The sequence below is a fragment of the Polymorphobacter sp. PAMC 29334 genome (assembly GCF_019431245.1).
Lineage (GTDB): Bacteria > Pseudomonadota > Alphaproteobacteria > Sphingomonadales > Sphingomonadaceae > Polymorphobacter_B > Polymorphobacter_B megasporae.
Genome location: NZ_CP080243.1, coordinates 286,956 through 313,619 on the forward strand (window position 1 = coordinate 286,956; position 26,664 = coordinate 313,619).

Genomic DNA, 26,664 nt, shown 5'->3' on the forward strand with positions numbered 1-26,664 from the left:
ACAAACGACTCACTGATCATCGAATCGATAAAGGAAATTACCTCTATCATCAACATCAGTACGCACAAAGGCGACGTTAGTTGCGCTCTGCAAACGATTTAGTATCAGTGTTGACAATTCCGGCAGAAGACCCCGGTTAACCACACCATCGATCGCGCGCGCGCCACTTTGTGACTCGGTCGAGCGCGCGGCGATCAAGTCGACGACCGCATCGCTCCAGGTGAACGTCGCGCCGTAAGCAGCCGCCAGCCGCCGCGCGATCTTCCCCAGCGCGAGGCCGATGATCTCGCGGATGATCGCGGGTGGGAGGGGCAGATACGGCACGACCGTCACGCGGCCGAGAAAGGCGGGGCGAAAATGGTCGAGCAGCTTCGGCCGCAGCGCCTGTTCGAGCGCCTCGACGCTCGGCGGGATATCGGGATCTGCGCACAACGGCTCGATCGCCTCCCACCCTGCATTCGACGTCATGATGATCATCGCATTGCGGAAATCGACGTCCCGCCCCTGCCCGTCCTTGACCCGGCCCTTGTCGAACAACTGGTAGAAGACATCCTGCACCCCGGGGTGCGCTTTTTCCATTTCGTCGAGCAGGATGACGCTGAACGGGCGGCGGCGGACCGCCTCGGTCAATACCCCGCCCTCGCCGTAGCCAACATAGCCCGGCGGTGCGCCGAGGAGCATCGAGACCTTATGCTCCTCCTTGAACTCGCTCATGTTGATCACGGTCATGTTGTCGGCACCGCCGTAGAAGCGGTCGGCAAGCGCCATCGCCGTCTCGGTCTTGCCGACGCCCGACAGGCCAACCATCAGGAAGACGCCGACCGGCTTGTTGGGGTCGGTCAGACCGGCGCGGTTCGCGCGCATCGCGCTGCCTATCGCGGCGAGCGCCTGCGGCTGGCCGCGGATCCGCTGCGCCATGATCGCTTCGAAATCGATGATGCCGGCGATTTCGTCGGCCACCATCCGGCCGACCGGGATCCCGGTCCAGCCGGCGACGACGTCGGCCACCGCCACCCGGTCGACGACATCGAGCACGAGCGGCGTTTCGCCCTGAAGCGCGGCCAGTTCGGCGCGCGCCGCACGCAATTGTGTAATGGTGTCGGGACTCGTCGCAGCAGCCTCGGCCGCATCTTCCGCCGGGCCTTCGGCATCGCGGCGGAATGCAGCGATGTCGTCGACCAGTTGCCGCTCGGCGTCCCACCGCGCGACGAGGTCGACGCGCTTCGCCGCGACCGCCTCGCGTTCCGTAACGATGTCCTGCTGCCGCGCCGTATGGTCATAACCGCCTGCGGTTTCACGCTCGAGGATGCCCGCCTCGATATCGAGGGCCGCGAGCTGCCGATCGGTCGCCTCGATCGACGCGGGGGTCGATGCTTGGCTCATGCCGACGCGCGCGCACGCCGTGTCGAGCAGCGCGATCGCCTTGTCGGGCAGCTGCCGCCCGAAGATGTAGCGATGCGACAGGCGCACGGCGGCGTCGACCGCTTCGTCGAGGATGCGGATATTGTGATGCTTCTCGAGCGTCGCGACGAGCCCACGGACCATCTTGATCGCGTCGGCCTCGTTGGGCTCCTCGACCTTGACAACTTGGAAGCGACGGGTCAGCGCGGCGTCCTTCTCGAAATACTTCTTGTACTCGGCCCACGTCGTCGCCGCGATCGTCCGCATTTCGCCGCGCGCAAGTGCGGGCTTAAGCAGGTTAGCCGCGTCACCCTGACCCTCGGCACCCCCCGCTCCGATCAGCGTATGCGCCTCGTCGATGAACATCACGATCGGGGTTGGAGACGCCTTGACCTCGGAGATGACCGACTTGAGCCGGTTTTCGAACTCGCCTTTTACGCCAGCACCCGCCTGCAGCAGTCCGAGATCGAGACTAAGCAGGCGAACCTGTTTGAGCACATCGGGCACTTCACCAGCCGCGATCCGCAGCGCGAACCCTTCGACCACAGCAGTCTTGCCCACCCCCGCCTCGCCCGTGAGGATCGGGTTGTTCTGCCGCCGCCGGGTGAGGATGTCGATCAGCTGACGGATTTCCGGATCGCGCCCGAGCACCGGGTCGATGCCGCCTGAGCGGGCACGATCGGTGAGGTCGATGCAATATTTGTCGAGTGCCGCGGTGCTGGCTGTCCCGCCACTGCCCGGATTGGCGGGCTGGTCAGCTGGAGCATCGGCAGTGGCCGCGGGTGCGGCGATGATCGCGAAGTTTTCCGTCAGCGTCCGCGCATCGATGCGACGAAGCGCGCTCGAACTCTCGCGGATCGCACTCGCGAGCATATCGTCGTTCATCAGCGACGCGAGCAGGTGCGCCGGAGCGACCGACCCGGCACCAACGCCCAGGCTGGCGAATAGCCACGCCTCGCGCATCCAGCGAACCAGCCGGGGCGATAATGCCGGGGCCCGAGCATTGCCGGTGCGGAGCCGGTCGAGCGTCGCCGCAAGGTCGGCAGCCACGCGCCCGCCATCGACCTCGTAATGCGACAGGATCCGCCCAATCGCGGGATCGCCGCTTTCGATCAGCTTGAGCAACCAATGCTCGATCTCAACGTCATAGTGGGTGCGCGATAGAGTCAGACCCGAGGCTGCCTCGAGCGCCGATCGCGACTCGGGTGCCAAGCGGTCTACGAGTGCCTTGATATCCACCGCTGCCCCCCGCAGCCGCGACCGATTGGCCGCAGCGAATGATTTCATCGAGTTCCACCAACGGCGCGGAACTCACCCCACGTTCCCTATCGAACGCTCACGATCCGCCAAAGGTCCAATCGCATGATATTTAATATCCGCCGCTGTTAAGGACCGCTTCGTCCCGATCGCCCGTAGCTGGGCCAGCCAGCAGCCACGTCGACTGGCCAAGCGCCGCGGGGACCGCCGCATCATCGAGGCGGAGTTGCGGCACCGCATCGCCGCGCAAGACCAGCTGGATCGTGAAGTCGATGTTACCGCCGACCGCGCGGCGGATTGTGTCGGTGATCTCCGCCCGGGTGGTCCCGGCGAAAAACTTCTGGAAGTCTTCGAAATCGAGCGGCCCGACGCGGACACGAAAACGGCTGACAACGTCCCAGATCGCGGCACCGGCGACAGCATCCTGTGCCAGCGTTGCGAACGCGCCGTCGTCGGCCAAGCCGGCTCCCAGCCGGGTTTGCTCGGACGGTGCGAGATCGACCCAACGTCCGCGAAGTTCGAGTATCTCGACGGGGAGGCCGTAGATGCCCTCGACGATCCGTCGCAGCGCGCCGCTCGACCGCACGCGCCGCGACATCGCACCGGTCATCGACAGCCACGCCTCGTCCCTGACGGGCTCGTTCGCAACGCCAAGCCCTGCAAGTGACTTGAGCGCGCGGCTGAAGCTGTCGTCGAGCCTGCCGCCATCGCTTTCGAACGCGATCGGCAACCGGTATTTCGCCCACGCCCGCCAGAAATGGCTCAGCGCGCGGTGGTTGAAAATGTCGAGGAACTCCCCGAACGCAAAGTTGCGCTCACGCCGCTCGTCGACCACGCGCTCGGTATAATGGTCGGGGAGGACCCCGCTCGGCCCGGTCAGGCCCATGAAGGCGACCGTCACCGACGTCGTGCCGTCGGCACCGGCGATATTGGCGACCTCGTCGGCGAAATGCCGCTGCCCGACAGCGGTGGTGAACCGCACCGCCTCGTGCACCGGCGAATCGTCGCCCCCGATCGTCGCCGCGTGCGTGCCTTCGCGCCGCGCCGCCTCGAGCCGTTCCCGGACGAATTCGAAGAACTCGACGATGTCGGGATCGGCGGTCAAATGATCTGCCGCGTTCCGGTGTGCGCCGCCCACTGCTGCCATGGCCGCCGCTCGCCACGCAGCCAGAGCGATGTCCGGCTGAAGGTGTTGATCGCCGCCATCGAGCGGAAGACGTTCGCCAGCACCGCCCCGAGCAGGAAGGTTCCGGTCCCCGACAGCCGCTTGTCGTCGAATTCGATCCGCAGGTCGGTGCCGTGGAGGAAGACGACATGCCCCGCCGCCGGGGCGCGCGCCGTCGTCGGGGTTCCCTCGACCGCGGTCAGCCGCTCGACCACAACGCGGCCCGCCGAGGCGTCGCTGTGATCGTGCAGCGCGAGCAATTCCTTGACCACCGCGAGCGAAACTTCAGGGTCCGCAACGCTCATGTGCGCGAGCGACATGTGGCTGATCAGCCGCCACAATTCGCCGCGACCGCGCCGCGCGCGCAGCGGATCGGTCGGCGAGATGAGGAAGCTGGCGGTGCCGACGGTGTCGGGCGCGCCGACGATCGTCAGCCGCGGCCGCCCCTCGCCGAACGGCAGCGCGCGCGGCAGTTCGCGGTTGGTGCAGGTCAGTTCGATCGACGCGACCAGCTCGGCGTCGGCGACCGGCAGGCCGGCGGTATCGATCATCGAGATGAAGACATCGTCGCCGCCGTCGGCGCGCGGATTGGCGCGTCGCGCGGTGTGCCAATAGCGCAGGTCGGCCCCCGCGCGCGGTCGTCCGATGCCGAAGAACGGCTGGAACGGCTGGACCTTGCCCGTCCGGTCGGTGACGGTGACGGTGTCGACCGAATGCACCTCGATCACGCTCTCGCGCCGCGCATCGGGGACGATGCGGTGATCGAACCGCCCCGGGGTCAGCCGGATCGGCTCGGCCCGGTCGCGAAACAGGTTGATGACGGGGGTGCAGAACAGGCGGAAGCGATCCTTGGTCACCAGCCGTTCGAGAGGGGGATCGAAGCGATCGAAATAGAGAAATACCTCCATCGTCGAGCCACCATCGCGCAGCGTCTTCGCCGACAATCCGGTCAGGTCGAAGAACATGAACTTGTCGGGAAAGGCGAAATACTCGCCGACCAGCGCGAGGGCCGGCTCGGCAGCAGGCGGCAGCGGCACCGATACGTCCTCATCGGCGAAACCGACGCTGCGAATCGAGCTTGCCGGCAGGATCACCGGATTGGGGTCCGCGGCTGAATCGGCGAGCGCGATCGACACCGTCCCGCCGAGGATCAGCTCGTACAGGATGTTCGCCACCCGCGCCTCGGCATGGAGGTGGACCCGGAGCGTGTCGAGCCCGAGCTTGCCGAACGTCGCGTCGGGTTCGGTGCACGCGAGGCTGAGCCGGAGAACGCTGGCGGCGGCTGCCGCGCGCGGATTACGCGGCGCCGCGAGCGGCAGCCCCGATACCCGCGCGCCGGTCAAAGCGATCGGCCAGACCGACACCGGGTACGTCGTCCGATAGCGGACCGGCTCGCCATTGACCGGCTCGGTGGCGATCTCGCTGCCGGCCGGCAGCACGACCTCGTGCTGCAGACCCGCCGTCGGCGCGATCTCGGCGATCGACATCGACGGGAACACCGCGAGCGTATGCGGCTGGAGGATACCGAGCATCGAATGGGTCAGTTCGGGAAAGTCGTCGTCCAACTTCAGACGGGTCCGCGCGGCGAGAAAGGCAAATGCCTCGATCATCCGCCCGACATGCGGATCCTCGATCGCGTTCGACGATAGCCGCAGCCGCCCGGCGATCTTGGGATTCGTCTTCGCAAACTCACCCGCCATCTCGCGCATGAAGCGAAGCTCGGCGTTATAATAGGGCAGCAGGTCTTCGAACATCGCGGACTCCGGCTATGGCCTGACCACGAAATGGCCGCGCACTGGGTCGACATGGCTGTCGAACTGCATCTCTTGCGCCACGCCGCTAAGCGTCACCAGCCCGGTGATGCGGAAGCGCAGCGTCCGGTCGAGCTGATCCTGGTCGGGCACGATCGTCACCGCGAAGCGCGTCAGCCGCGGCTCGAAGCGACGGACGAGGCGCTCGACGCTCTCGACGAATTCGTCGCGAAACCCTTCGGACATTTGCGATTCGTGGGTGAAATCATCGAGCCCGTAATCGAGCAGCGAGCCTTCGAGTTCGTCGAGTTCGACGGGGCTGGTCAACATGCGGCGGCGGGTGTTGAGCAGCGCCTCGATATCGCGGCGGATGCCCTCGCGCTGCGCCGTGACGGCGCGGCCCGGAACCACCTCCGAGAGCCGGTCGAGGACCGATCCGCCGCTCACGCCGTAACCGTCAACTGGGCAAAGTCGCCGGGGCTAACCGCCTCATCGCCGATCAGCCACGTCCGCAGCCCGAGGCCGCGAACGATCGCGCCATCGAGCCAGTCGGTCTCGCGACCGAGTCGCTGCTGCGGCGTCTGCTCGGACCCGGCGTGGTAGATCACGGGCAGGTAGACGACGCCGGTCGGACCATCGGCGACTTCGAGTTCGGCGGGCCGCCAGATCGTATCGCGCAGCCGCTCGACCGGCAGCCAGCGGATGCCGCGAACATGCTCGAACGGCACCCAGACGTAATTGCCTGTCGAGGTCAGCACTTCGAGGACGCCCGCAGTCCGATCGTCGCCGTCGCGCCATCCGGAGAACGACCGGTCGTCGATTGTCCCGGTGATCATAGGCTCATCGCCCTCGACCGCCGGTTCTCCTCCGCTGCGCGCCGCGAGGATGGCCGCTAGCGCGGCATCGACGGCCGGAGTCCGCGCTGTGACGAGTTCGGGCGGGCGGCCGGCGGTGAACGTCTCGTTCCGCCACGTCGCCGCGCGGATCAGCTGGCGCCCGAGAGCGACGACGAGGGCGAAGCTCGTGTCGAGGTTCTGCGCCGCGTCGAGGTGGGTGTCGGCGCGTTCGAAGTCGCCAAGGGCGATCAGCACTTCGGCGAGCGCGAGGCGATCGCGCGCGCTCCCCGGATTGGCGCGGACGGCTTCGATCGAGGCGGCACGCGCCGCGTCGAGATCGCCGTCGCGGAGGCTGTCACTGATGCTCATCGCTGTTCTTTCTTATCCGGGCTGGGCCACGACGGTGACAAGGTGGAATTCCGACACCGCCTGATCGATCTGGAAATGCGGGCGCAGCCAGACCGAGCATTCGAGCGCACCGGGGCGCTCGGGCGCGTCGACGACGCGGATGCGCGCTTCCTCGAGCGGGTAGCGCGCCTGCATCTCGGCGCTGAGCCGGTCGCCGGTGGTCGTATAGGTATTGAGCCAGCGCTGGAGCCGCGCCTCGACCTCGCTCGCGGATTGCATCGAGCCGATCATGTCGCGGCCGATCACCTTGATATAATGGGCGAAGCGGGCAACGCAGAGCATGTAGCTGAGCATACTGCTCAGCCGGTCGTTCGCGCGGGCGGCTTCGAGGTGATAGACCGCCTCCGACCGGTGCATCGAGGGCAGGCTATACACCGCGAGCCACGGCGTATCGCGGACGCAACGGATGGCGATAATCCCTGCGTCGTTGAGCTCGCGGTCGATCGTGTCCGACACATTGACCTCGATCGGCGGCTGGATCGCGACGCCGCGCCGGTCGGTGTCGAACGACATTTCTGGAAGTCCGGTGATCAAGCCACCGCCGAGTTCGTCGCGAACCGTGCCGGTGATCGACGCTGGCCAGCGATGGTCGTTGAACGCGCGCATCGCGACATGCGCGACCGCCAGCGAACCACCCGCCGTCAGCGCCCGGTCGTTGCCGGTGTAGCGGAAGGCGAGGTCGGGCAGGCTCGCCCGGTCCCACGGCGCGCGCACGATGATGCGCGGCGCGACGAGGCCGAGGAAGCGCGTGTCGGGGTGACGCTGCAGCGCCTGGAGGCGGCCGTATTCGAGCTGGCGGAACAGCGCCGATACCGAGCGCCGCAGGTCGAGGTCGGCGTGGGTGTCGGCGGCGAACAACGCCGGGGCCGCGTTGAGGATAATCGGCGCGAATGCCGCGGCGGCAACTGTCGACAGGTGGCGGAGGGTGGCGATGTCGTCGACCGGATGCCCCGCTGCCGGACGATGGCGGACTTCGTGGAGCGAGATCAGCAGCGAGTATGGCGTCCCGCCGGGCGTCCCGAATTCATCCTCATAAACCTTGAGGAACAGCGCGCTGCGATCGAACTCCGGTGCCCGCTCGAGGTCGCGTGCCAGTTCGTGCCAGCGCACATCGAGCAGGCGCAACTGGGTCATGTTGTCGGGCATCAGGCTTTGCGTCAGCCAAGCGACGCCGCGCCACGCCGATTCGAGCGCGCGGAAGCGCGAGTGGCCGATCAGTGCGACGACCGCTGCCGACAGTGCCGCGTCGATCGCCGCGATGGCGCGGTCGAGCCTGAGTCGCAACAACCGCGCCGACACCGGGGCGTCCTCGCCGAACCACAGCCCGATAGCGTCGCCGGCCGTCGCCGCGACGAAGTCAGCGATCGCCTCGCTCGCGATCGCGCCACGCCCGAGGCGCGTGACGAAATCGAGATCGAAAGGCTCCGCCGCGACCGGATCGGCTTGGCTCGCGGCGAGCACTCGTCTTCCCTCGGTCTTTCCGGCGCTACGCCTTCTTCGGGATGCGCGCGACGAGCCGGAGCGACGCCGTCAATTCCTCCATCTGCAACCACGGACGGAGATAGGCGACGGCGTTGTAGCTCCCCGGCGACCCCGGCACCGCCGTTACCTCGACGCGGGCTTCGCGCAGTGGGAACTTGGCGCGAATTTCCTGACCCCCGCCCTCGGCAGCGTTGACGTAGTTGAGGATCCAGCGGTTGAGCCAGATCGACACGTCCTCGACTTCCATGAACGAGCCAATCTTGTCGCGCGCCATGACCTTCAGATAATGCGCGAACCGCGATGTCGCCATGATGTACGGCAAGCGCGCCGAAATCGCTGCGTTCTCAGTGGCTTCGGGACGATCGAACTTCTTCGGCCGCTGCGTCGTTTGGGCACCGAAGAACACCGCGTAATCGGTGTTCTTATAATGCGACAGCGGCAGGAAGCCGAGATCGCTCAGTTCCTTTTCGCGCCGCGACGTGATCGCGATCTCGGTCGGGCACTGTTCCGACATATCGCCGTCGTCCGACTGGAACAGGTGGGTCGGAAGGTTCGACACCTTTCCGCCGCCCTCGGCGCCACGGATCGCGGTGGTCCAGCCCGACTCCGAATAGGCATTGGTCATCCGCTGGGCGAGCGCATACGCCGCGTTCATCCAGCAATAGTCGCCGTGCTTCATCGGCTTGGGCGCGCCGTTCGCATCGAACGGTGCCTCCTCATAACCGAACTCGTCGACCGCCTTCGTCGTCTCGCCATACGGCTGGCGCGCGAGCACGCGCGGCATCGTCAGCGTGACAAAGCGGCTGTCATCGGTGTCGCGGAAGTTGCGCCACTTGCTGAACTCGGTCGCCTGGAACTTGTCCGACAGGTCGCGCGGCTGGGACAATTCCTCGAAGCTGTCGAAGCCGAACATGCTCGGCGCAGCCGCCGACACGAACGGAGCGAACGCACCCGCCGCGACGCCCGACAGGTTGCGCAGCAGCTCGATGTCTTCCTGCCCGTTGCCGAAATAATAGTCGCCGACGAGCACGCTGTACGGTTCGCCGCCGGGCGTGCCGAACTCGTTCTCATAGATCTTCTTGAATAGCGTCGACTGGTCGAACTCTACCGCCTTCGACAGGTCGCGTGCAAGATCACGCTTTGAGGCATTGATCACGCGAATCTTGAGGTCGCGTCCGGTCAGGCTGTTCTGGACGAGGTAATGGATCCCGCGCCATGACCCTTCAAGCGCCTTGAACTTCTCGTGATGCATGACCTCGGCGAGCTGCTTCGACATCATCTGGTCGAGCTTCGCGATCGCGTCGCGCATCGTGACCATGAGGTTCTTCGAGAACGTCACCGTTCCCGCCGTCGCCTCGTCGGTCAGCGCGCGAAGAAGCTCCGTGACTTCGGATGCCTCGGTCTGCTTGGTCGCACCGATGACCTGATCGAGGACGCTCGCTCCCTCCTGAACAGTATTTGCCCGCGGGTCGGCCTGATACCGGCTAGCCATGGCTCAAGCCTCCTTGCTTGGGGTGGTCGGCGTCTCGGCAGAAGGATCAAGCTCACGCTTCAATCGGTCAAGGTTCGACTGGTCCTTGAGGATCGATTCGAGCAGATTTTCCAGTTGTTCCGAACCATCCGCCTTGGTCATCAGGTCACGCAACTTGTTGCGCGTCTCGAGCAGATGCTTGAGCGGCTTGACCTGCTCGATGACCCGGCCCGGCTCGAAGTCCTCGATCGACTCGAACTTGAGATTGACCACCATCTCCGACCCGTCGGCGGCAAGGGTATTCTCGACCCGATACTGGAGGCCCGGCGCCATCCGGCGGAGCACCTGATCGAAATTGTCGCGGTCGATCTGGATGAACTTGCGATCCTTCAACGGAGCCAGCGGCTCGGTCGGATCGCCCGAAAAATCGCCCATCACGCCGACGACGAACGGCAGTTCCTTGACCTCGACCGCGCCCTCGGTCTCGACGTCATACGTGATGTGAACGCGCGGCTTGCGAACCTTCTTCAGCTTGTCGTGAACGCTATCCATGGTGCCCTCCGAAAATCATTCCATCTGCTCAACGTCTGAAGTTGCCGATCGAATACCTGCCCGTTGCAAAAAAAGTGTGCGCATGCCCGGATCAGGAAGCAATTCCGAAAGCAGATCTTCCAGCGGCATGCGTGCGCGACGGACAACTTCGCGCAACGACAGCCCAATCGGCGACTGCGGTTCGCTGCGTTCGAAGTGATCCGCCAGCGTCAGGATCTGGTTGAGCGCACCGTCGCGCGACAGCGGCGAATTGCTGCTGGGCAGCGCAGTCGTACCGGCGGCAGCGGGTTCGCCGTGGACCGGCGACGCGGCCGCCGTCTCGATCGACGTGGTGGCGAAGACATTCCCGGCATTATCGTCGAGCAGTTTGATCGCCGTCGCGAGCGGCTCACCGATCTGTGAGCCGAAGCGGCCGACAGTGCTCACCCGGTCGATGGTCTGCATCAACTGTTCGAGCGCGGTCGCCGCGCGATCGAGATCGTGGCGCAGCGCGAGCAGGAACGGCCGCGGCGACCGCGCAATTCCGTTCGTCACTGCGTCGAGCAATTCGGTCCGCCGCTTATCGGCGAGCGCCTGCACGTCCTCGTCAGGGCTGCGCGACGTCGGCGGGGCGAACGCGACTTCCGCCGACCACAGGGTCACCGCGACCCCGCCGCGATCCGATAGCGGGACAAGTTTGAGCGGCTGGAGCAACGTGCCCGTGCCGCCGCGGCCGAACAGCCCGAACAGCGCGCCAAGCCGGGTTTCGTCACCGTCTTCATCGGCCGCCGGCCACAGGCCGTCGTCCCAGAACGCCGTGATCAAACCGTCGAGGAGAACGAAGCCGTCGCCGAGACCCGCGACGCCGCCGGTGCGCAGCAGCGCCTCGGTCAGCCACGCCGCGACTTCGAGGTCCTTGGTATGTTCGGTGAGCAGGGTCGTCGCGCCGTCGGCGAGGTTCGACCAGTGAATCAGCCCGGCACGAAGCGGGTCGCTGTCGCTTTCGGCGTTGCTCGCCTCGCGCTCGGCGATTCGAGCCGTAGCGCGCTCATCCTTAATGCGAAGATAAAGGTCGGAGCCGGGTCCGCCTTCACGCACGCTGTCGCCGGCGGGCGAGCCAGCGAATGGTACGAGCAGCGTGTCGGTCTCGATCCGGTCGATCACCAATGTTTCCCCGACACCATTGCGATGCCTTACTATTCTGTCCTAAAAGCCCGTGCAAGGCGCGCAACAGCACGTCTGACAGGGGCGTTCATCGTGCTTGAAATCGTTGGTCGCTACCGAATCGAAGGTCGGATCGGCGAAGGCGCGATGGCCGACGTCTATCGCGCGTTCGATCCCCAAATCGCACGGCCGCTTGCGGTCAAGCTGCTCAAGGCGGAATTCCTGCGCGACCGGCAATATGCCGACCGCTTCCTGCGCGAGGCGAAGGCCGCCGGTGCGCTGAGCCACCCGAATATTGTCACGATCTACGACGTCGGCGAAGCCGATGGCACGCCGTACATCGTGATGGAACTGCTTGAGGGCCGCCCGCTCGACCAGGTTCTGCAGGACGGCGCACTCGACCCGATCACGACGCTGCGTATTGGCATCCAGCTCGCCGACGCCCTCGCCTTCGCCCACTCGCAGCGCGTCGTCCACCGCGACATCAAGCCGTCGAACATCATCGTCGCGCCCGACGGCCACTCGGTCAAACTGCTCGATTTCGGCATCGCCCGCGTCGGCGATATGCTGTTCGAAGCCGAAAGCGTCCGAACGCAGGCGGGTCAGGTGCTCGGCACCCCCCGGTACATGAGCCCCGAACAGGCGCTCGGCGGCGCGATCGACGGCCGCAGCGACCTGTTTTCGGTCGGCACGGTGCTGTACGAAATGCTGTCCGGACGGCGCGCCTTCCAGGGCGGCAGCTCGGCAACGCTGGCGATCCAGATCGTCCAGGGCGACCCCGATGCGCTGGCGACGATCGCACCGTCGACCCCCGGCGGGCTCCAGTTCATCGTCTCCAAGCTGTTGTCGAAGCAGCCCGGAATGCGCTTTGCCGATGGGCGGCAGCTTGCCGAGGCGATGCGCAAGGAACTCGCCGCGCTGACCGCAGTTGGGGCCGAGGCCGGGGCGCGGCACGCCTATCTGCCGATCCAGGTCCGCCTGCCGGTGATGCTTGCGGTCATCACCGCGCTGCTGCTTGGCGCCGCGATCTGGACCGTGCTCACGCGCCAATATGCCGCGATGGAGAATGTTGCTCTGGCGTCGGGTGACGCGATTTCGTCGTTCGTCGCGAGCAATGCCGCTCTCCGGGCGGTCGAGAATGCGACGCTGCCGGGGGCGCAACAGGACTGGCTCGCGGTCGAGGCCTTCGTCCGCAGCGCCAGCGACGACCCGACGATCCGGCGCATCGTCGTCGTCGGCGCCGATGGCATCGTCCACGCGTCGAGCGACGCAGCAATGGCGGGCAAGCCGTATTCCGCGCCGCACTCCGGCGAAGTCATTTCGCGACGGGAGGGACTGACAGTCCTGTCGCAAGATGTCGCTGGCGGCCCCGGCGTGTTCCGCTTTGTCCGCCCGATCACGTATGCCGGACGCAGCTTCGGGCAAGTCGACGTCGAGGTCAGTAAGGCCAGTCTCGAAGCTGCCGCCCGGCTGGCGCAGGTCCTCCTCGCCTTTCTCGGGCTGACCACCGTCGGCGGCGTGGCGCTCACCAGCTATTTCGGCGCGCGCGCGCTGGCGGTCCCGCTTCGCCGGACGAAATCGGCGCTGCTCGAGGTCGCGGGCGGTAATCTCGACTTCCGCATTTCGCACACCCGGCGCGATGAGTTCGGCGAATTGTTCGACAGCTTCAATCTCGCTGCCAACGCGCTGCAGGAACGGATCGAATCGGTCGAGCATCTCGCGCTCGACACGCCGGTCAGCGCGCCGGCGGCCACGGTCAATCCGCCAGCCGCAGTCGCACCTGCCATCGCGGTCGCAGCAGTGGCACCGACTTCACCCGAGCCCGAAGAACAGCCGGTCGAGCCGGCAGTTACGCCGGTCGAGAGCATTTCTCCCGAGCCGGCCGAGCCGCACGCCGTTCCCGAGGCGCTGGTGGAGGAGATCGTGCCTCCGCTGCCGGAGCCCGCCGCGATTTCCGAGCCCGCTCCTCCGCCGGCTCCAGAACCTGAGCCGGAGCCCGAGCTACAGCCTGAATCCACGGCCGACGACGCGTCTTTGTGGGACGAGGCCGCGGACCGGACGCAAATCGGTCTGGCCCCGAACGCCAAGCCGACGACGACGGTCGTCAAAGCACCTGAGCCACCGTCATCGCCGGACTTCGACGACGATGACGATGACAATCAGGACACGTTGATCGGTCCCGCGCGGCGCTAGGTGGTGTCGATCAGTGGCGCAGGGTCGCCTGGATCTTCCGCGCTCGGGCGAGGTCACCCTGAATAGCGCCATCCTGCGGATTAAGGGCTGACGCGCGTTCGAGCAGGCCGACCGCCTTGTCGATCGACCCCCGTGCCATCTCGTCGAGACCCGCGCCGCGCAGGCGGTTTGCCGATGCGATATCGGCGGCCGTCGGCGACCCGCCGGGTCCACGCTCAGGAGTCGCTGTCGCGGGTGCCGACGCCGAGTCGGACGGCGCTGGCTTGACGATGCGCGGCGCTGCCCTGACCGGAGCAGTTCCAGGCACCTGGATGACCTGTCCCGCCCCGGCGCTCGATGGCACGGCGATATTATTGTAACGGGCGAGTGCCCAGAAGCGGTTGGAATTGCCCAGAAACCGGTGGGCGATCATCGACAAGGTCTCGTGCCGATGAATTTCGTAGGCGAAGCTCCGCTCGCCCAACAGCACCTTGGGATCGGTGTCGATCTGGCGCAGCAGATCGCTCGCGACCGGATCACCCGGGGTCTGCGCCAACATATCGACGATCCCGACGCGAGCCGCAGCGACCTGCCCATTGTTAAGCGCGATCAGCGCATTGGCGATTCGCTGTTTGCGGGTCAGCGATATCGGCGCGGGTGCCGGGGGCGCCGCCACGGGCGTCGGGGCCGGCGGTGGCGCGGGAGCGACCGCTGGTGGCGGAGATTTGCTCTGACAGCCCGCGATGCCGATTGCCGCCACGAATGCCAGGACCGCAGTTCGGCTGCCCATTTTCCTTACCATCGATCGCTCCCTTGCCCATTTGCCCGCCGGCGCGGTTGGAAAACACCGTCAGCCGTCACGATGACAACCGTTGTGGCTGTAAAACGATCCAACGTGCGATTTGGCGAAATAATGCGCGCGACCTCACCGGTCGAGCCCCTCCAGCCGGTAGAAGCGGGTTAACTCCTGCGTCGTTACCAAACTGACCTTTGGCAAGCCGATTCCGCCGAACATCTCGGCATAGCGTCGGCGGCTGTGCGGCGCGACGACGGCGATGTGATGGATCATGGCCCATCTCGCGCTGTCCCGGCCGCCTTCCAGCCCGCCGTGCCGGTCGCGTTCGAACCACGCCCTGCGCAGATACCGCAGGAGGCTGGTCATCACCGGCACGTCGAGGAGGATGACGCCCGTCGCGCGCGCCAATCGCTGCGGCAACGATCGCGAATAATTACCGTCCATGACCCAGCGCGCGCCGAGGAGCGCTTCGTCATGCAATGCGGTAAATTCTTCGGCCGGGCGCGGCTGCCAGTTGGTATCAGGGCGATGGTAAAGCTGATCGAGGTAAATCGGCGGCAGTCCGCGCGATCGCCCGATGGCCGTCGCCAGGGTGGACTTCCCGCTGCCCGACGGCCCCATGATGCAGATGCGGCAGCCGAGCGTGTCAAGGATCATGCGCCGGTTTGTACACCCCTGATTGGCACGCTCAACGCGTCCGCTCAAATGTCTATTTTGACGGCCGGGCCCGCCGAGCGACGGAAGCGGCGCGGGCTTACGTTCAACAGGGTGTTCGGCGGTCAGAGAGGTCGCCGGCATGAACGCGAGGAGACGATCATGAAGACTATCCTGCTTGCCGCGATCGCGGCTGGAGCGGCGTTGGTGGCGGTGGCACCGGCGCAAGCGGCGCAAGGCTGTGGCCCGGGCGGGCACCGCGGCCCCGGTGGCTATTGCCGCCCGAATTACGGCCCGGGCTTTGTCGCGCCGGGCGTCCGGGTCGGCGTGTTCTATCCCGGCCGCGGTTATTGGGACGGGCATCGTTACTGGGGCCATCGCTATTCGTGGCGTGGCGGCTGGCGCTACCGCTAACGGCCGATTGCCCGCGGACGGGCCGCTCATCGAGCGGTCCGTCCGCGGTCGAGCGTGATACTCTGTTGAAGGTCCAGACCATGACCAAGGTGCTATCTTTTCGCAGCGCGGCCTTTGCGCTGATGCTTATTCCCATCGCCGCGTGCGCCCAGCCTGCCGCCCAGCAAGCACCCGCCGGAGGTGCCGCTTCCGGCGTGACGCTCCAGCAATATGTTCAGCGGCACGAACGCAAGCTGCTGCTGGCCGCCGATACCGACGGCGACGGCCGTGTCAGCCGGGACGAGTTCCTCGCCGCCGCCAAGGCCGGCAAAGGTGACCCGGCGAAGCGGTTTGCCCGGATCGACCGGAACGGTGACGGCATGCTCGATAAGGCGGAGATCGATGCCATGCTGGCGAAGCGCTTCGCGCGGCTGGACAGCAATGGCGACGGCGTCCTGAGTCCAGCCGAACGAGCGGCGGCGCATGACAAATCGCGCGTCGCCGGTGACGGCGCCGAGTCATGACGCCATGCCGGCGGCGATGGTAGGATCGAGCGGAGTTGGACGATCGGGATCCCGACACGCAACTGATCGAGCGCGTCGGTCGCGGCGAGCCGGCGGCGACGCGCGCGTTCGTTGCGGCCAAGCTGCCGCGTGTCCTCAGCCTTGCCACACGTATGCTCCGCGACGTCGCGGAAGCCGAGGACGTGGCGCAGGAAACCTTCGTTCGCGTCTGGCGCAACGCCGGGGCGTGGCAGCCGGGCCGCGCACGGTTCGATACTTGGCTGCACACCGTCGTCCTCAATCTCTGCCGCGACCGGCTGCGCCGCAAGCGCGTGACGACGAGCGACGCCGTGCCGGACGTCCCCGATCCGGCGCCCGATGCCGAAGCCGGGCTGATCGAGGCAGAGCGGGGGAGCGCCGTTGCCCGCGCGATCGCCGCTTTGCCCGAGCGGCAGCGCGAAGCAATTTTGCTCGTCCATTATCAGGATTTGTCGGGCGCCGAGGCGGCGGCGGCGCTCGAGCTCAGCGTCGAGGCACTCGAATCGCTGCTCGCCCGCGGGCGGCGCACCTTGCGTGCAAGGCTCGGCGGATTGCAGGAGGGTGAGGCATGACCATATCGATGACGCTTGAGCGCTTCGCGGCGCTGGCCGACGCTTATGGCGGCGTCGTTGCACGCTGGCCCGAGTCCGAACGTGCTGCGGCGATGCAGATCGCTGCCGAGCCTGAAGCGGGCGGTATCCTCGCGTCGGCGCTGGAGCTCGACGAGGCGCTCGACGCGTGGACGGTCCCCGCCGCCTCCACCGCGCTGCGCGAACGCGTGCTCGGTAGCGCCCCTGCGCCGTCACGCGACTTGGTCCGCCGGGCACGTCTCTGGTGGTCGGGCGTCGGGATCGCTGCGGCGCTGGCCGGGGCGGCGGCAGGCACCGCGGCAGTCGCCATAATGCCGCCGATCGATGCGTCGGGCGGCGCGACATCGTTCGGCGACGTCGGCAGGCAGGAGAGCTGATCGTGAGCAGAATCCGCATCGCGCTTGCTGTCTCGGTGGTCCTCAACCTGTTTCTGTCAGGCGCGTTGGTCGCGGGGCTGGTGTCGCTCCGCACCGGCGGGCCGATGATCAACGCCGGGTCGCTGCGCGTCGCCGGGGCTGAGCTCCCCAGCGCCGAGCGGAGGCCTTTCCGCATGGCGTTGCGCGATGCCCGCCGATCGATGCGCCCGACGATCGTCGTGAGCCGGGCGGCGAAGGCCGAGGCGGCAGGGCTATTGCGGCAACCAGACGTCGATCAGGCCGCGGTCAACGCCGCACTCGATCGGGCACGTGTCGCCGACATCGCGGTCCGCGCCGCAGTCGAGCGGCGGGCGGTTGCCTATGCCGCGACGCTGCCGCTCGCCGACCGGGCGACGCTCGCCGCCGCGATGACGCGGCGGGCCGAGCGGGCTCCGCCTGCCGCTGAATAAAGGCCGCGACGGAAACGCCGCCGATGCGCGTTCAATTGATAGTAGATCACGCCGAGGTACTTCCCAGTGTCCCAGCCAACCGGCCCGTCCCCTGCCGCCATCGCGCTGAACCGCTTCGGGCTCGGCGCACGTCCTGACGAAGCGCTGCCGAGCGATCCGCAGCGCTGGCTAATTGAGCAGTTCACACATTTCGATGTCCGACCCGCCGGGTTTGCTGCTCTCGAAGACGCTGGAAAGGCTGTGGCGCAGTATCGCGAGGCGCAGCAGGCGAACCGCCGTCTCGCAATTCAGGCGACACCTGCACCCGAAGGCGCGGCGGACGCCAAGGCCGGGCTGAAGACCGAGCGCAAGGATTTCCGCCAGGACGTGCAGGAGCTGTATCGCGCTGGCGTTCAGGCTCGCGCCGAAAGCGCGCTCGCGACCGAGGCGCCGTTCGTCGAGCGGATGGTGCATTTCTGGTCGAACCATTTCTGTGTCTCGGCCGACAATCCGCGCGTCACCGCCTTTGCCGCGGCGTTCGAGCGCGACGCGATCCGGCCGCATGTGCTGGGCAGTTTCACCGACATGATGCTGGCGGTCGAGCACCATCCCGCGATGTTGATCTACCTCAACCAGGTCCAGTCGATCGGCCCCGACAGCCCTGCCGCCGCGCGCAATCCCGACCGCAAGCGCGGGCTCAACGAGAATCTCGCGCGGGAGATCATGGAGCTGCACACGCTGGGCGTCCGCTCGGGCTACACGCAGGCCGACGTCACCGAATTCGCCCGCGCGATGACCGGCTGGTCGGTCGATGGGTTCGGCGGCGGCCGGGCGGCGATGGGCGATCCCGATCGGTTTGCCTTTCGCCCGGCGCAGCACGAACCGGGCGTTCGCACGATCCTCGACAAGCGTTACCCGCAGGACGGCGAAGGACAGGCGCGGGCGGCGTTGCTCGACTTCGCCCATGCGCCGGCGACCGCAACTCACATCGCGACCAAGCTCGCCCGCCATTTCGCGGGTGACGAGCCGCCGCCGGCGCTGGTCGCCCGGCTGGCCGACAGCTTCACGAGCAGCAAGGGGCATATGCCGGACGTGTACCGCACACTGATCGCCTCGCCCGAGCCATGGCTGCCGACTGCCGCCAAGTTCAAGACACCGTGGGAGTGGACGATCTCGTCGCTCCGCGGCGTCGGCCATCGCGCGATCGGTGACATCCAGATCGCGACGTTACAGACCCAGCTCGGCCAGCGGGTGTGGAAGCCGGGAGCGCCTGCAGGCTGGGATGATGTCGCGGCGAGCTGGGCCGGATCCGACGCGCTGTTGCGCCGGGTGGAAATCGCGCAGCGGCTTGCCGCCCCGCTCGGCGAGAGGGTCGATGCGCGGGTGATCGCGCCAAAGATCATGCCCGCACTCAGCGCCGCGACTGCCAGCCAGATCGCCCGTTCCGAAAGCCCGGCCGGCGCGATCGCGCTGATGCTGGTCTCGCCCGATTTCCTGAGGAGATGATCCGATGATCGCTCGCCGCCAATTGCTATCCGCCGCCGCGTTCGGCGCGGGCGCATTGTTCGTCAGTCCCAGCCTCGCGCTCGCCACCGTGCCGACCGAGCGCCGCTTCGTCTTCATCATCCAGCGCGGCGCGGCCGACGGACTCGACGTCCTGCGCCCGACCGGCGACCCGGCATTTGCCGCCCTGCGCGGCGGGCTGATCGGCGATGCCGCGGGCACGAGGCTCGACGCGATGTTCACGCTCCACCCGTCGCTCGTCGAGGTCGGCCGGATGTACGGCCAGGGTCAGGCGCTGTTCGTCCACGCCGTCGCCTCGCCATATCGCGACCGCTCGCATTTCGACGGGCAGAACGTCCTCGAAACCGGCGGCACCCAGCCTTATGCGGTGCGCGACGGCTGGCTCAATCGGCTGGTGGCGATGCTGCCGCGCGCGAGCGACGAGGCGATTGCGATCGCGTCGACGGTGCCTGCCGCGCTGCGCGGCTCGGTGCAGGTCGCATCGTTCGCGCCGTCCGCGCTGCCGCACGCCGCCGACGACCTGATGGCGCGCGTCACCGCGCTGTACGATGCCGACCCGCAGTTCCACCCTGTCTGGCAGGCGGCGCTCGAGACCAAGGGCCTCGCCGCCGATGCCGCCGCCGGGCAGGACCCCGCCAGCCTCGGCCGCCTGACCGCCAGCTTCCTGACCAAGCCCGCCGGCCCGCGCATCGCCATGCTCGAGACGCTCGGCTGGGATACGCACAGCGCACAGAAGGGTCGCCTCGCCAACCAGCTCAAGAACCTCGATGCGATGCTGGCAGCAATGCGCGATGGGTTGGGCGCGGCATGGGGCACGACGACCGTGCTCGTCGCAACCGAATTCGGGCGCACCGCGGCGGTCAACGGCACCGGCGGCACCGACCACGGCACCGGTTCGGTGGCGATGCTCGTCGGCGGCGCGGTCAAGGGCGGACGGGTCGTCGCCGCCTGGCCGGGGTTGGCGAATGGCAGTCTTTACCAGGCGCGTGACCTACGCCCGACGACCGCGCTCGACGCGCTGATCGCCGGGGCTGCTGCCGAGAGCCTCGCGCTCGATCCCGAGCGCGTCGGGCGCGGGCTGTTCGCGCAGGCGACGAGCGCGCGACCGATGGCTGGGTTGATCCGGGCTTAGGTCGATCGCAGGCACGCCCGGGCCAGACGCCCGCCAGCGCACACCGCCCTTGCACCCTGCCCCCCGCTTGACGCATACCGCGCCGATGCCCGCCGTTTCCCTTTCGTTCGCAGGCGCAACGTACGTGCCCCAGCCGTGCGGAGCGTTGTACTGGCCCGCGCGCAATGCATTGCTCGTCGCCGATCTCCACCTCGAAAAGGCGAGCTTTTACGGTGTCCACGGACAGTTCCTGCCGCCGTACGACAGCTTCGACACCCTCGCCTGCCTGATCGACGCGGTCGAGGCGACCGGGGCGACGCAATTGTGGTGCCTCGGCGACAGTTTCCACGACACCGGCGGGGCGGCGCGTCTGCCGGTCGCGGCGCGCGACACGCTGCGGCGGCTGACTCGCGACCTCGACTGGGTGTGGATCACCGGCAATCACGACGACGCGAGCGCGGGCGTGCTCGGTGGGCGGGTGATGGTCGAGGCGGCGATCGACGGTATCAATCTGCGCCACGAGGCGACCCGCGATCCCGCGCCCGAGATTTCAGGGCATTACCATCCCAAGCTGCGGCTGACGCTGCGCGGGCGGCGGATCGTGCGGCGGTGCTTTGCGATGACGCCGAGCAAGCTCGTGCTGCCGGCATATGGGGCGCTGACCGGCGGGCTCGACGTCACCGACCCGGCGTTTGCCCGCGCGATCGGTGGGCCGCTGTCGGCGCTCGTCGCGACAAAGGCGAAGCTGTTGCGTTTTCAGGTCGCGGCTTAGCGCGCCCGACCGGGATTACAGCGGCGGCAGCCGGTCGAATGTTCCCGCATCGCCGACCGCGAGGAAGCCGCTGTTGAGATACCCCGGCTTGCCATAAGCAAAGTCGGTCCCCCCCGGACTGTGCATCGCCCCCCCTGCCGCCAGCAGGATCGCGTGCCCCGCAGCGGTATCCCACTCCATCGTCGGGCCGTAGCGCGGATAGACGTCGGCGCTCCCCTCGGCCAGGCGGCAGAACTTCAGGCTCGATCCGGCGGGTTCGAGCGCGACCATGCCGAGCCGCGACAGGTAATCGCGGGTCTCGTCGTCGAGATGGCTGTGGCTGACGACGACGACCGGTGGCACCACGCATAGCCGCGTCGCGATCGCCACGCGGTCCTCGCCGGGGTCCTGCCGGAACGCGCCATGTCCCTCCGCGCCCGCCCACAGCACGCCGTCGCGCGGGCTGAGGACGAGGCCGAGCACCGGGCGGCCATGCTCGATCAGCCCGATGTTGACCGAATACGCCGCGCGCCCGGCGATGAAATCGCGCGTCCCGTCGAGCGGGTCGATCAGCCAGAAACGCCCGCATGGCGGCGGGCGGTGGCCGGCGGCGTGCGCCTCCTCGCCGACGATCGGGGTGTCGGGGTCGGCGGCGGCGAGCGCGGCGGTGATCAGCAATTCGGCGCGCTCGTCGGCCTCGGTCACCGGCGACGCGTCGGACTTGCCGCGAGTCTCGAACCCCGCCTCGCGGACCTCCTCGATCAGGCGGCCGGCGGCGCGCATGACGGGAGCGAGGGCGTCGATGAGTTCGGAGCGGGTCAGCATCGTGGAGACAGGCAGCGACTTACGCATCCTGCGTCGCGAACAGGTCGGCCGCCGACAGGCCGAGCCGGTCGATCCGGCGGCGGATGCGCGGCCAGTCGGTCGCCATGAACGCCGCGCGCTCGGACGCGAGCAGCGCCGCCGCCGCGCCCGGCTCGATATACAGGCCGACGCCCTTGCGCGCCGCGACGAGCCCCGACGAGCGGAGTTCCTGATACGCCTTGGCGACGGTCAGCGGGTTGACGTCGAGCTCGGTCGCGAGCGCGCGCACCGACGGCAGGGGGGCCTGCGTGCCGGTCTCGCTGTCGATGATCCGGGCGATGATTAGATCGCGGATCTGGAGATAAATGGGTCGGTCGCCCTGCCACATGACTGTGGTATCGTCCTAGAACACCCGGGCGTCAACCTTATCGGTCGATTACCGGGCGTGCTTCACCACGCGTGAAGGATATCGGCCATATCGGGACGCGGCCGCTCGTCGAGGTCACGCGCGGGCGAGCCGATGAAGAAGAACCCGGCGATCCGGTCGCCCGGCGCGCCGAGGCTGGCGATCACCGCCTCCGAATACGCCGCCCAGCCGGTCAGCCAGCCCGAGACGAAGCCCATCGCGGTCGCTGCGGTTTCGAGCAGCGCGCACGCCGCCCCCGCCGAAAGCTCCTGCTCCCAAGCCGGAATCTTGCTCGAGGTGTCGACGCGCGACAGTACCACGACGAGTGCGGGAGCCTGCTGCGCGAAGCCGCGGATTTCGTCGAGCTCGGCGGGCCGCGCCTCTGGGCGGCCGAGCAGATACGCCGCGACGAGCATCTCGCCGAACGCGTCGCGACGGTCGACGGCGACGGTGACGAAGCGCCACGGGGCGAGCTTGCCGTGGTCGGGGACGCGCGCGGCGATGCGCAGGATCTCGGCCAGTTGGGGGTCGTCGGGCCCCGGCGCGACCATGTCACGCGGCTTCCCCGACCGCCGCGTGGCGAGGAGGGCGAGGGGGGTGGAGCGGTCGTTGAGCATGCAAGGGCTGGTAGCCGAGTCCGCGCTCGGTTCCTAGACTGCGGGTAAAAGGAGAGCGACCGAAGCGGTTGAGTGCTGACTTATGCCTTTAGAAGTCAGGCGAGAGGATAGAGAAGCATATCTCAATGCCCGGAGAGCAATGCTTCTCCGGCACGCTGCGACACTACCAGATTCAGCCCGCCACGCAGAATATCCAGAGCGTGATATTCAGTCTCGAACTTAGTCGTAAGACGGCGTGATGTGTCATAGAGATCAGCTATTTCTACTGTAGCTCTCAACTTTCCCGCATGATCAACCTGCATAAGAGACAACCCCAAGACGAGATTGGTTCCTTCGCATTCATCATAGCCCCAAGTCCATTTGATTGGATCGCCTAGCGGATAACATTGCAGCTTGCTGATGATCTCCGGGAACTCAAACAGGGTCGACCAGAAAAACGCCGAACCCGAGAAGCGGTCTGCCCTGAAATCAAACCAAAGCTTACCGACTTCGTCTTCAGGATCGGGTTCGTACCGGATGATTAAGGAAGCCATGCTCGCCTTAGATCGCCTAGTTGAAAGGTCCGCAAGCGCGAACACGCCCCATCGATCATACGGTCGATTCAGGGGCGCAAGCCGCCGCCTCTCCCCGGCTCGTTGACATCCAACCTCCACCCGCGCGCGGCTGGTGCCGCTAACGCCTCCCCCTTGCTCCCCCCGCACGTCCCGCTAGTGTACGCGCCAACGGCCGCCGTCCGAGCGGCTGGCGCGTCAAGGGAGTTTCATGGCCAGTATCCCCGCCGCCGGACCGTTGTGGTTCGGCCATCCCCGGCAACTGGCGCGGCTGTTCACGACCGAGGCGATGGAGCGCTTCGGTTATTACGGCATGCGGGCGCTGCTGACGCTCTACCTCGCCGACCATTTCCTGTTCAGCGATTCGACGACGACGAGCCTGTACGGCGGCTTCACCGCGCTCGTGTATTTGACCCCGCTCGTCGGCGGGCTGATCGCCGATCGTTACCTCGGTTCGAAGCGATCGGTGAAGTTCGGCGCGATCGTCATGGCGTGCGGCTATCTGACATTGTGCTTCGGCGGCGACGCGGCGAAGCCATTCGCGACGATCGACGGCCAGCGGTACGAGGTCGTCGTCGACCGCTCGACCGCGGCCAAGCAGCAATATGTCGTCGACCACGGCAAGCGGCTCGCGATCAAGGGCAACGACGATGGCTCGGTGACGCTGACCGGTGCCGACGGCGTGGTCGACCGGACGGTGGCGAAGGGCGGCTTCGTCCCCGGCGGCGAGCGCAACCCGCTCTACACGATGATCATGCTGATCGGTCTGTCGGCGGTGACGGTCGGCAACGGTTTCTTCAAGCCGAACATCTCGACGATGGTCGGCTCGCTGTATGCCAACGGCGACCGGCGGCGCGATGCCGGGTTCACGATCTTCTACATGGGCATCAACCTCGGTTCGCTGTTCTCGCAATTGCTGTGCCCGCTCCTCGCGGTCGGGATTCCCGGTGTGTGGGATGGGCTCGGCTGGTGGGCGGGGTTCGGCCTCGCCGCGATCGGCATGGCGGTGTCGTGGGGGCTGATCCAGTTCGCCGGGCCGAAGATGGCGGGTATCGGCGAGACCCCGGTCCAGCCGGGCGGCGACAAGGGGATCATGATCTACGTCCTCGCATTGCTCGCGATCCCGCTGATCTGGTTCCTGTTCACCAATCTGATGGATGCCCCGCCGCCGATCAAGGGACAGGGCATCGGCGGCTACATCCTCGGCCTGCCGATCCTCGGCAAGGTGCTGTTCTTCACCTTCCTCGCGTCGGTCATCGGCATCCCGATCTGGAGCCTTCGCGCCGGCACGCGGCAGGAGTTCGAGATGATGGTCGCGGCGATCGTCCTGATCGTGTTCAACGTCGTCTTCTGGACGCTGTTCGAGCAGGCGGGGTCGTCGCTGACGCTGTTCGCCGACCGCAACACCGACCTCCGCATGTTCCCGTCGCTGTTCCCGAACTTCAGCATTACCGCGGGGCAGACGCAATTCTTCAATGCGTTCTTCATCGTCGTCTGCGCGCCGATGCTCGCGAAGCTGTGGGTCACGCTCGCCAAGCGCGGCATCGAGCCCGGTATCCCGGTCAAGTTCGGCGTCGCGCTGATCGGCGTCGGGGCAGGCTTCCTGCTGCTGGTGTTCGGCACGAAGTTCGCCGGGCCCGACTTCAAGGTCGGCATCTGGTGGCTCGCCGGGCTGTACCTCGTCCACTCGCTCGCCGAATTGTGCATCTCGCCGGTCGGGTTGAGCATGATCACCAAGCTGTCGATCGCGCGGATCGTCGGCATGATGATGGGGGTCTGGTTCCTGTCGATCAGCTGCGCGCAGTACGTCGCCGGGGTCGTCGCGCAGGTGGCGAGCGTAGAGACCGTCGGCGGGCAGGTGACCAATTTGAAGGTCAGCCTCGAAACCTATGCCGGGGTCTTCCAGACGATCGGCCTGATCGCGGCGGGCATCGGGCTCGTGCTGCTGGTGATTTCGCCCCTCCTCAAACGCCTGATGCACGGAGTCGACTGATGCGGCGCTTGTTCCTGTTCGCGCTGCTCGGGGTCGCGGCGTGCGCTTCCGGCGAGCATCCCAAGACCGCGGGCGACAAACCGGCGGGGCCGGCGGAGATCGTCGCGATCCCCACCGACCCCTACCCCTCGACGTACCATCCCTACCCCGGCGTCACGACGGTGATCCGCGGCGCGACGGTGTACGACGGCGCGGGGCGGAAGTTCGCGCCCGGCATGGTCCGGCTCGAGAACGGCAAGGTCGCCGAGGTCGGGGCGACCGTCGCGATCCCGGCAGGCGCAACGGTGATCGAGGCGGCGGGCAAGTTCGTCACGCCCGGCATCATCGACATCCACAGCCACCTCGGCGACTATCCGTCGCCCGGCGTCCAGGCGAACAGCGACGGCAACGAGGCGACGCGCCCGAACACCGCCGACGTCTGGGCCGAACATTCGATCTGGCCGCAGGACCCGGGCTTCACCCGCGCGCTCGCTGGCGGCGTGACGACGTTCCACATTCTGCCGGGCTCGGCGAACCTGTTCGGCGGGCGCGGCGTGACGGTCAAGAACGTCCTCGGCCGAACCGCGCAGGACATGAAGTTCCCCGGGGCCAAGCCGAGCCTCAAGATGGCGTGCGGCGAGAACCCCAAGCGCGTCTACGGCAGCCGCAACATCTCGCCGCAGACGCGGATGGGCAATATCGCGGTCGACCGCCAGGCATGGTCCGACGCGGTGATCTACAAGCGCAAGTGGGATGAATATACGCGGAAGGCGAAGGCCGGGACCGCGAAGCCTGTCGACGCGCCGAAGCGCGAGCTGGTCAACGATACGCTGATGGGCGTGCTGAACGGCGACATCCTCGTCCAGAACCACTGCTACCGCGCCGACGAGATGGCCAACGTCATCGCGATGTCGAAGGAATTCGGCTATCATGTCAGTGCGTTCCACCACGCGGTCGAAAGCTACAAGATCGCCGACCTGCTGCGGAAGGAGAACATCTGCTCGGCGATGTGGGCCGACTGGTGGGGCTTCAAGATGGAAAGCTATGACGGCATCCGCGAGAATATCGCGCTGGTGCAGAACGCCGGGGCATGCGCGATCGTCCATAGCGACGACCCGAACGGCATCCAGCGGCTGAACCAGGAAGCGGCGAAGGCGATGGCGGCCGGACGCCGCGCCGGCATCGTCATCGCCCCCGAGGTCGCGTTCGAATGGCTGTCGTTGAACCCGGCGAAGGGGCTCGGCATCGACAGGCAGACCGGCAGCCTCGAACCCGGCAAGATGGCCGATGTCGTGCTGTGGAACGGCGATCCGTTCAGCGTCTATTCGAGGCCCATCGATGTCTGGATCGACGGCGCGCTGATGTACGACGCCGCCGACCCCAACCGCCGCCCACGGACCGATTTCGAACTCGGCCAGCCCGGCTCGGGAGACGTCAAGTGAATCGGGTGCAGTTTCGAATCACGCTCTCGCTGTCATTCCCGCGAAAGCGGGGACCCAAGGTCACAATG

26 protein-coding genes are annotated in these 26,664 nt (G+C 67.0%); 11 read left to right on the top strand and 15 right to left on the bottom strand.

What is annotated here, in order from left to right:
- Positions 1 to 9 precede the first annotated feature (9 nt).
- The 9 genes from tssH to KZX46_RS05225 form a co-directional block, all read right to left on the bottom strand.
- Positions 10 to 2,688, bottom strand: a complete 2,679-nt coding sequence (gene tssH, locus KZX46_RS05185) for a type VI secretion system ATPase TssH (protein ID WP_219775753.1) — start codon at positions 2,686 to 2,688, stop codon at positions 10 to 12.
- Between the two features lie 82 nt (positions 2,689 to 2,770).
- Positions 2,771 to 3,763 carry a type VI secretion system baseplate subunit TssG gene (tssG, locus tag KZX46_RS05190; protein ID WP_219775754.1) on the bottom strand — a complete coding sequence of 331 codons (993 nt, stop codon included), beginning with the start codon at positions 3,761 to 3,763 and terminating at the stop codon, positions 2,771 to 2,773.
- Complete coding sequence (tssF, locus tag KZX46_RS05195; RefSeq protein WP_219775755.1) at positions 3,760 to 5,577, bottom strand: type VI secretion system baseplate subunit TssF; 1,818 nt, start codon at positions 5,575 to 5,577, stop codon at positions 3,760 to 3,762. The genes tssG and tssF overlap by 4 nt, the downstream gene beginning before the upstream one ends.
- Before the next feature lie 12 nt (positions 5,578 to 5,589).
- Positions 5,590 to 6,021, bottom strand: a complete 432-nt coding sequence (gene tssE / locus KZX46_RS05200; RefSeq protein ID WP_219775756.1) for a type VI secretion system baseplate subunit TssE — start codon at positions 6,019 to 6,021, stop codon at positions 5,590 to 5,592.
- Complete coding sequence (locus KZX46_RS05205; protein WP_219775757.1) at positions 6,018 to 6,779, bottom strand: type VI secretion system accessory protein TagJ; 762 nt, start codon at positions 6,777 to 6,779, stop codon at positions 6,018 to 6,020. Before KZX46_RS05205 ends, tssE begins: the two co-directional genes overlap by 4 nt.
- A gap of 12 nt (positions 6,780 to 6,791) precedes the next feature.
- On the bottom strand, positions 6,792 to 8,279 hold the full coding sequence (tssC, locus tag KZX46_RS05210) for a type VI secretion system contractile sheath large subunit (protein ID WP_219775758.1): 1,488 nt from the start codon (positions 8,277 to 8,279) through the stop codon (positions 6,792 to 6,794).
- Positions 8,280 to 8,304: 25 nt separating this feature from the next.
- Positions 8,305 to 9,792, bottom strand: coding sequence for a type VI secretion system contractile sheath large subunit (gene tssC, locus KZX46_RS05215; protein ID WP_219775759.1), 1,488 nt, complete (start codon positions 9,790 to 9,792; stop codon positions 8,305 to 8,307).
- A 3-nt stretch (positions 9,793 to 9,795) separates the two neighbouring features.
- Positions 9,796 to 10,323 carry a type VI secretion system contractile sheath small subunit gene (gene tssB, locus KZX46_RS05220; protein ID WP_216709427.1) on the bottom strand — a complete coding sequence of 176 codons (528 nt, stop codon included), beginning with the start codon at positions 10,321 to 10,323 and terminating at the stop codon, positions 9,796 to 9,798.
- A gap of 15 nt (positions 10,324 to 10,338) precedes the next feature.
- Positions 10,339 to 11,466 (bottom strand): ImpA family type VI secretion system protein, encoded by a 1,128-nt coding sequence (locus KZX46_RS05225; RefSeq protein WP_219775760.1) that lies wholly within the window; start codon positions 11,464 to 11,466, stop codon positions 10,339 to 10,341.
- 93 nt (positions 11,467 to 11,559) lie between these two features.
- Here KZX46_RS05225 and KZX46_RS05230 point away from each other — a divergent pair, with 93 nt between their 5' ends.
- A complete protein-coding gene (locus KZX46_RS05230) occupies positions 11,560 to 13,659 on the top strand; it encodes a protein kinase (RefSeq protein WP_219775761.1) in 2,100 nt (699 codons plus the stop codon).
- Between the two features lie 10 nt (positions 13,660 to 13,669).
- Here the strand turns inward: KZX46_RS05230 and KZX46_RS05235 are convergent, their stop codons facing one another.
- Positions 13,670 to 14,440 (bottom strand): LysM domain-containing protein, encoded by a 771-nt coding sequence (locus tag KZX46_RS05235; RefSeq protein ID WP_219775762.1) that lies wholly within the window; start codon positions 14,438 to 14,440, stop codon positions 13,670 to 13,672.
- Positions 14,441 to 14,563: 123 nt separating this feature from the next.
- Positions 14,564 to 15,232, bottom strand: a complete 669-nt coding sequence (locus KZX46_RS05240; protein WP_226896106.1) for an AAA family ATPase — start codon at positions 15,230 to 15,232, stop codon at positions 14,564 to 14,566.
- A gap of 18 nt (positions 15,233 to 15,250) precedes the next feature.
- Between KZX46_RS05240 and KZX46_RS05245 the strand changes: the two genes are divergently transcribed.
- From KZX46_RS05245 to pdeM, 8 genes are all read left to right on the top strand, one after another.
- Entirely contained in the window at positions 15,251 to 15,502 is a 252-nt protein-coding gene (locus tag KZX46_RS05245) for a GCG_CRPN prefix-to-repeats domain-containing protein (protein ID WP_216709432.1), read from the top strand.
- A 65-nt stretch (positions 15,503 to 15,567) separates the two neighbouring features.
- Complete coding sequence (locus KZX46_RS05250) at positions 15,568 to 16,005, top strand: EF-hand domain-containing protein (protein WP_226896107.1); 438 nt, start codon at positions 15,568 to 15,570, stop codon at positions 16,003 to 16,005.
- Between the two features lie 35 nt (positions 16,006 to 16,040).
- The gene (locus KZX46_RS05255; RefSeq protein ID WP_219775763.1) at positions 16,041 to 16,595 is read left to right on the top strand and encodes an RNA polymerase sigma factor; all 555 of its coding nucleotides are present in this window, start codon (positions 16,041 to 16,043) and stop codon (positions 16,593 to 16,595) included.
- A complete protein-coding gene (locus tag KZX46_RS05260; protein WP_219775764.1) occupies positions 16,592 to 16,990 on the top strand; it encodes a hypothetical protein in 399 nt (132 codons plus the stop codon). Before KZX46_RS05255 ends, KZX46_RS05260 begins: the two co-directional genes overlap by 4 nt.
- Before the next feature lie 2 nt (positions 16,991 to 16,992).
- Entirely contained in the window at positions 16,993 to 17,439 is a 447-nt protein-coding gene (locus KZX46_RS05265; protein ID WP_219775765.1) for a periplasmic heavy metal sensor, read from the top strand.
- 66 nt (positions 17,440 to 17,505) lie between these two features.
- A complete protein-coding gene (locus KZX46_RS05270) occupies positions 17,506 to 18,924 on the top strand; it encodes a DUF1800 family protein (RefSeq protein WP_226896108.1) in 1,419 nt (472 codons plus the stop codon).
- Between the two features lie 4 nt (positions 18,925 to 18,928).
- The gene (locus tag KZX46_RS05275; RefSeq protein ID WP_219775766.1) at positions 18,929 to 20,074 is read left to right on the top strand and encodes a DUF1501 domain-containing protein; all 1,146 of its coding nucleotides are present in this window, start codon (positions 18,929 to 18,931) and stop codon (positions 20,072 to 20,074) included.
- Positions 20,075 to 20,159: 85 nt separating this feature from the next.
- Positions 20,160 to 20,825 (top strand): ligase-associated DNA damage response endonuclease PdeM, encoded by a 666-nt coding sequence (pdeM, locus tag KZX46_RS05280; protein ID WP_219775767.1) that lies wholly within the window; start codon positions 20,160 to 20,162, stop codon positions 20,823 to 20,825.
- Positions 20,826 to 20,840: 15 nt separating this feature from the next.
- Here the strand turns inward: pdeM and cysQ are convergent, their stop codons facing one another.
- The 4 genes from cysQ to KZX46_RS05300 form a co-directional block, all read right to left on the bottom strand.
- Complete coding sequence (gene cysQ, locus KZX46_RS05285) at positions 20,841 to 21,656, bottom strand: 3'(2'),5'-bisphosphate nucleotidase CysQ (protein WP_219775768.1); 816 nt, start codon at positions 21,654 to 21,656, stop codon at positions 20,841 to 20,843.
- Positions 21,649 to 21,996 (bottom strand): GntR family transcriptional regulator, encoded by a 348-nt coding sequence (locus KZX46_RS05290; protein WP_216709439.1) that lies wholly within the window; start codon positions 21,994 to 21,996, stop codon positions 21,649 to 21,651. Before KZX46_RS05290 ends, cysQ begins: the two co-directional genes overlap by 8 nt.
- A 62-nt stretch (positions 21,997 to 22,058) precedes the next feature.
- Positions 22,059 to 22,631 (bottom strand): nitroreductase, encoded by a 573-nt coding sequence (locus KZX46_RS05295; protein WP_219775769.1) that lies wholly within the window; start codon positions 22,629 to 22,631, stop codon positions 22,059 to 22,061.
- 122 nt (positions 22,632 to 22,753) lie between these two features.
- Positions 22,754 to 23,164, bottom strand: coding sequence for a hypothetical protein (locus tag KZX46_RS05300; RefSeq protein WP_219775770.1), 411 nt, complete (start codon positions 23,162 to 23,164; stop codon positions 22,754 to 22,756).
- A 229-nt stretch (positions 23,165 to 23,393) separates the two neighbouring features.
- Here KZX46_RS05300 and KZX46_RS05305 point away from each other — a divergent pair, with 229 nt between their 5' ends.
- Positions 23,394 to 25,175, top strand: coding sequence for a peptide MFS transporter (locus KZX46_RS05305; RefSeq protein ID WP_219775771.1), 1,782 nt, complete (start codon positions 23,394 to 23,396; stop codon positions 25,173 to 25,175).
- Positions 25,175 to 26,596, top strand: a complete 1,422-nt coding sequence (locus tag KZX46_RS05310) for an amidohydrolase (RefSeq protein ID WP_219775772.1) — start codon at positions 25,175 to 25,177, stop codon at positions 26,594 to 26,596. Before KZX46_RS05305 ends, KZX46_RS05310 begins: the two co-directional genes overlap by 1 nt.
- Positions 26,597 to 26,664 lie beyond the last annotated feature (68 nt).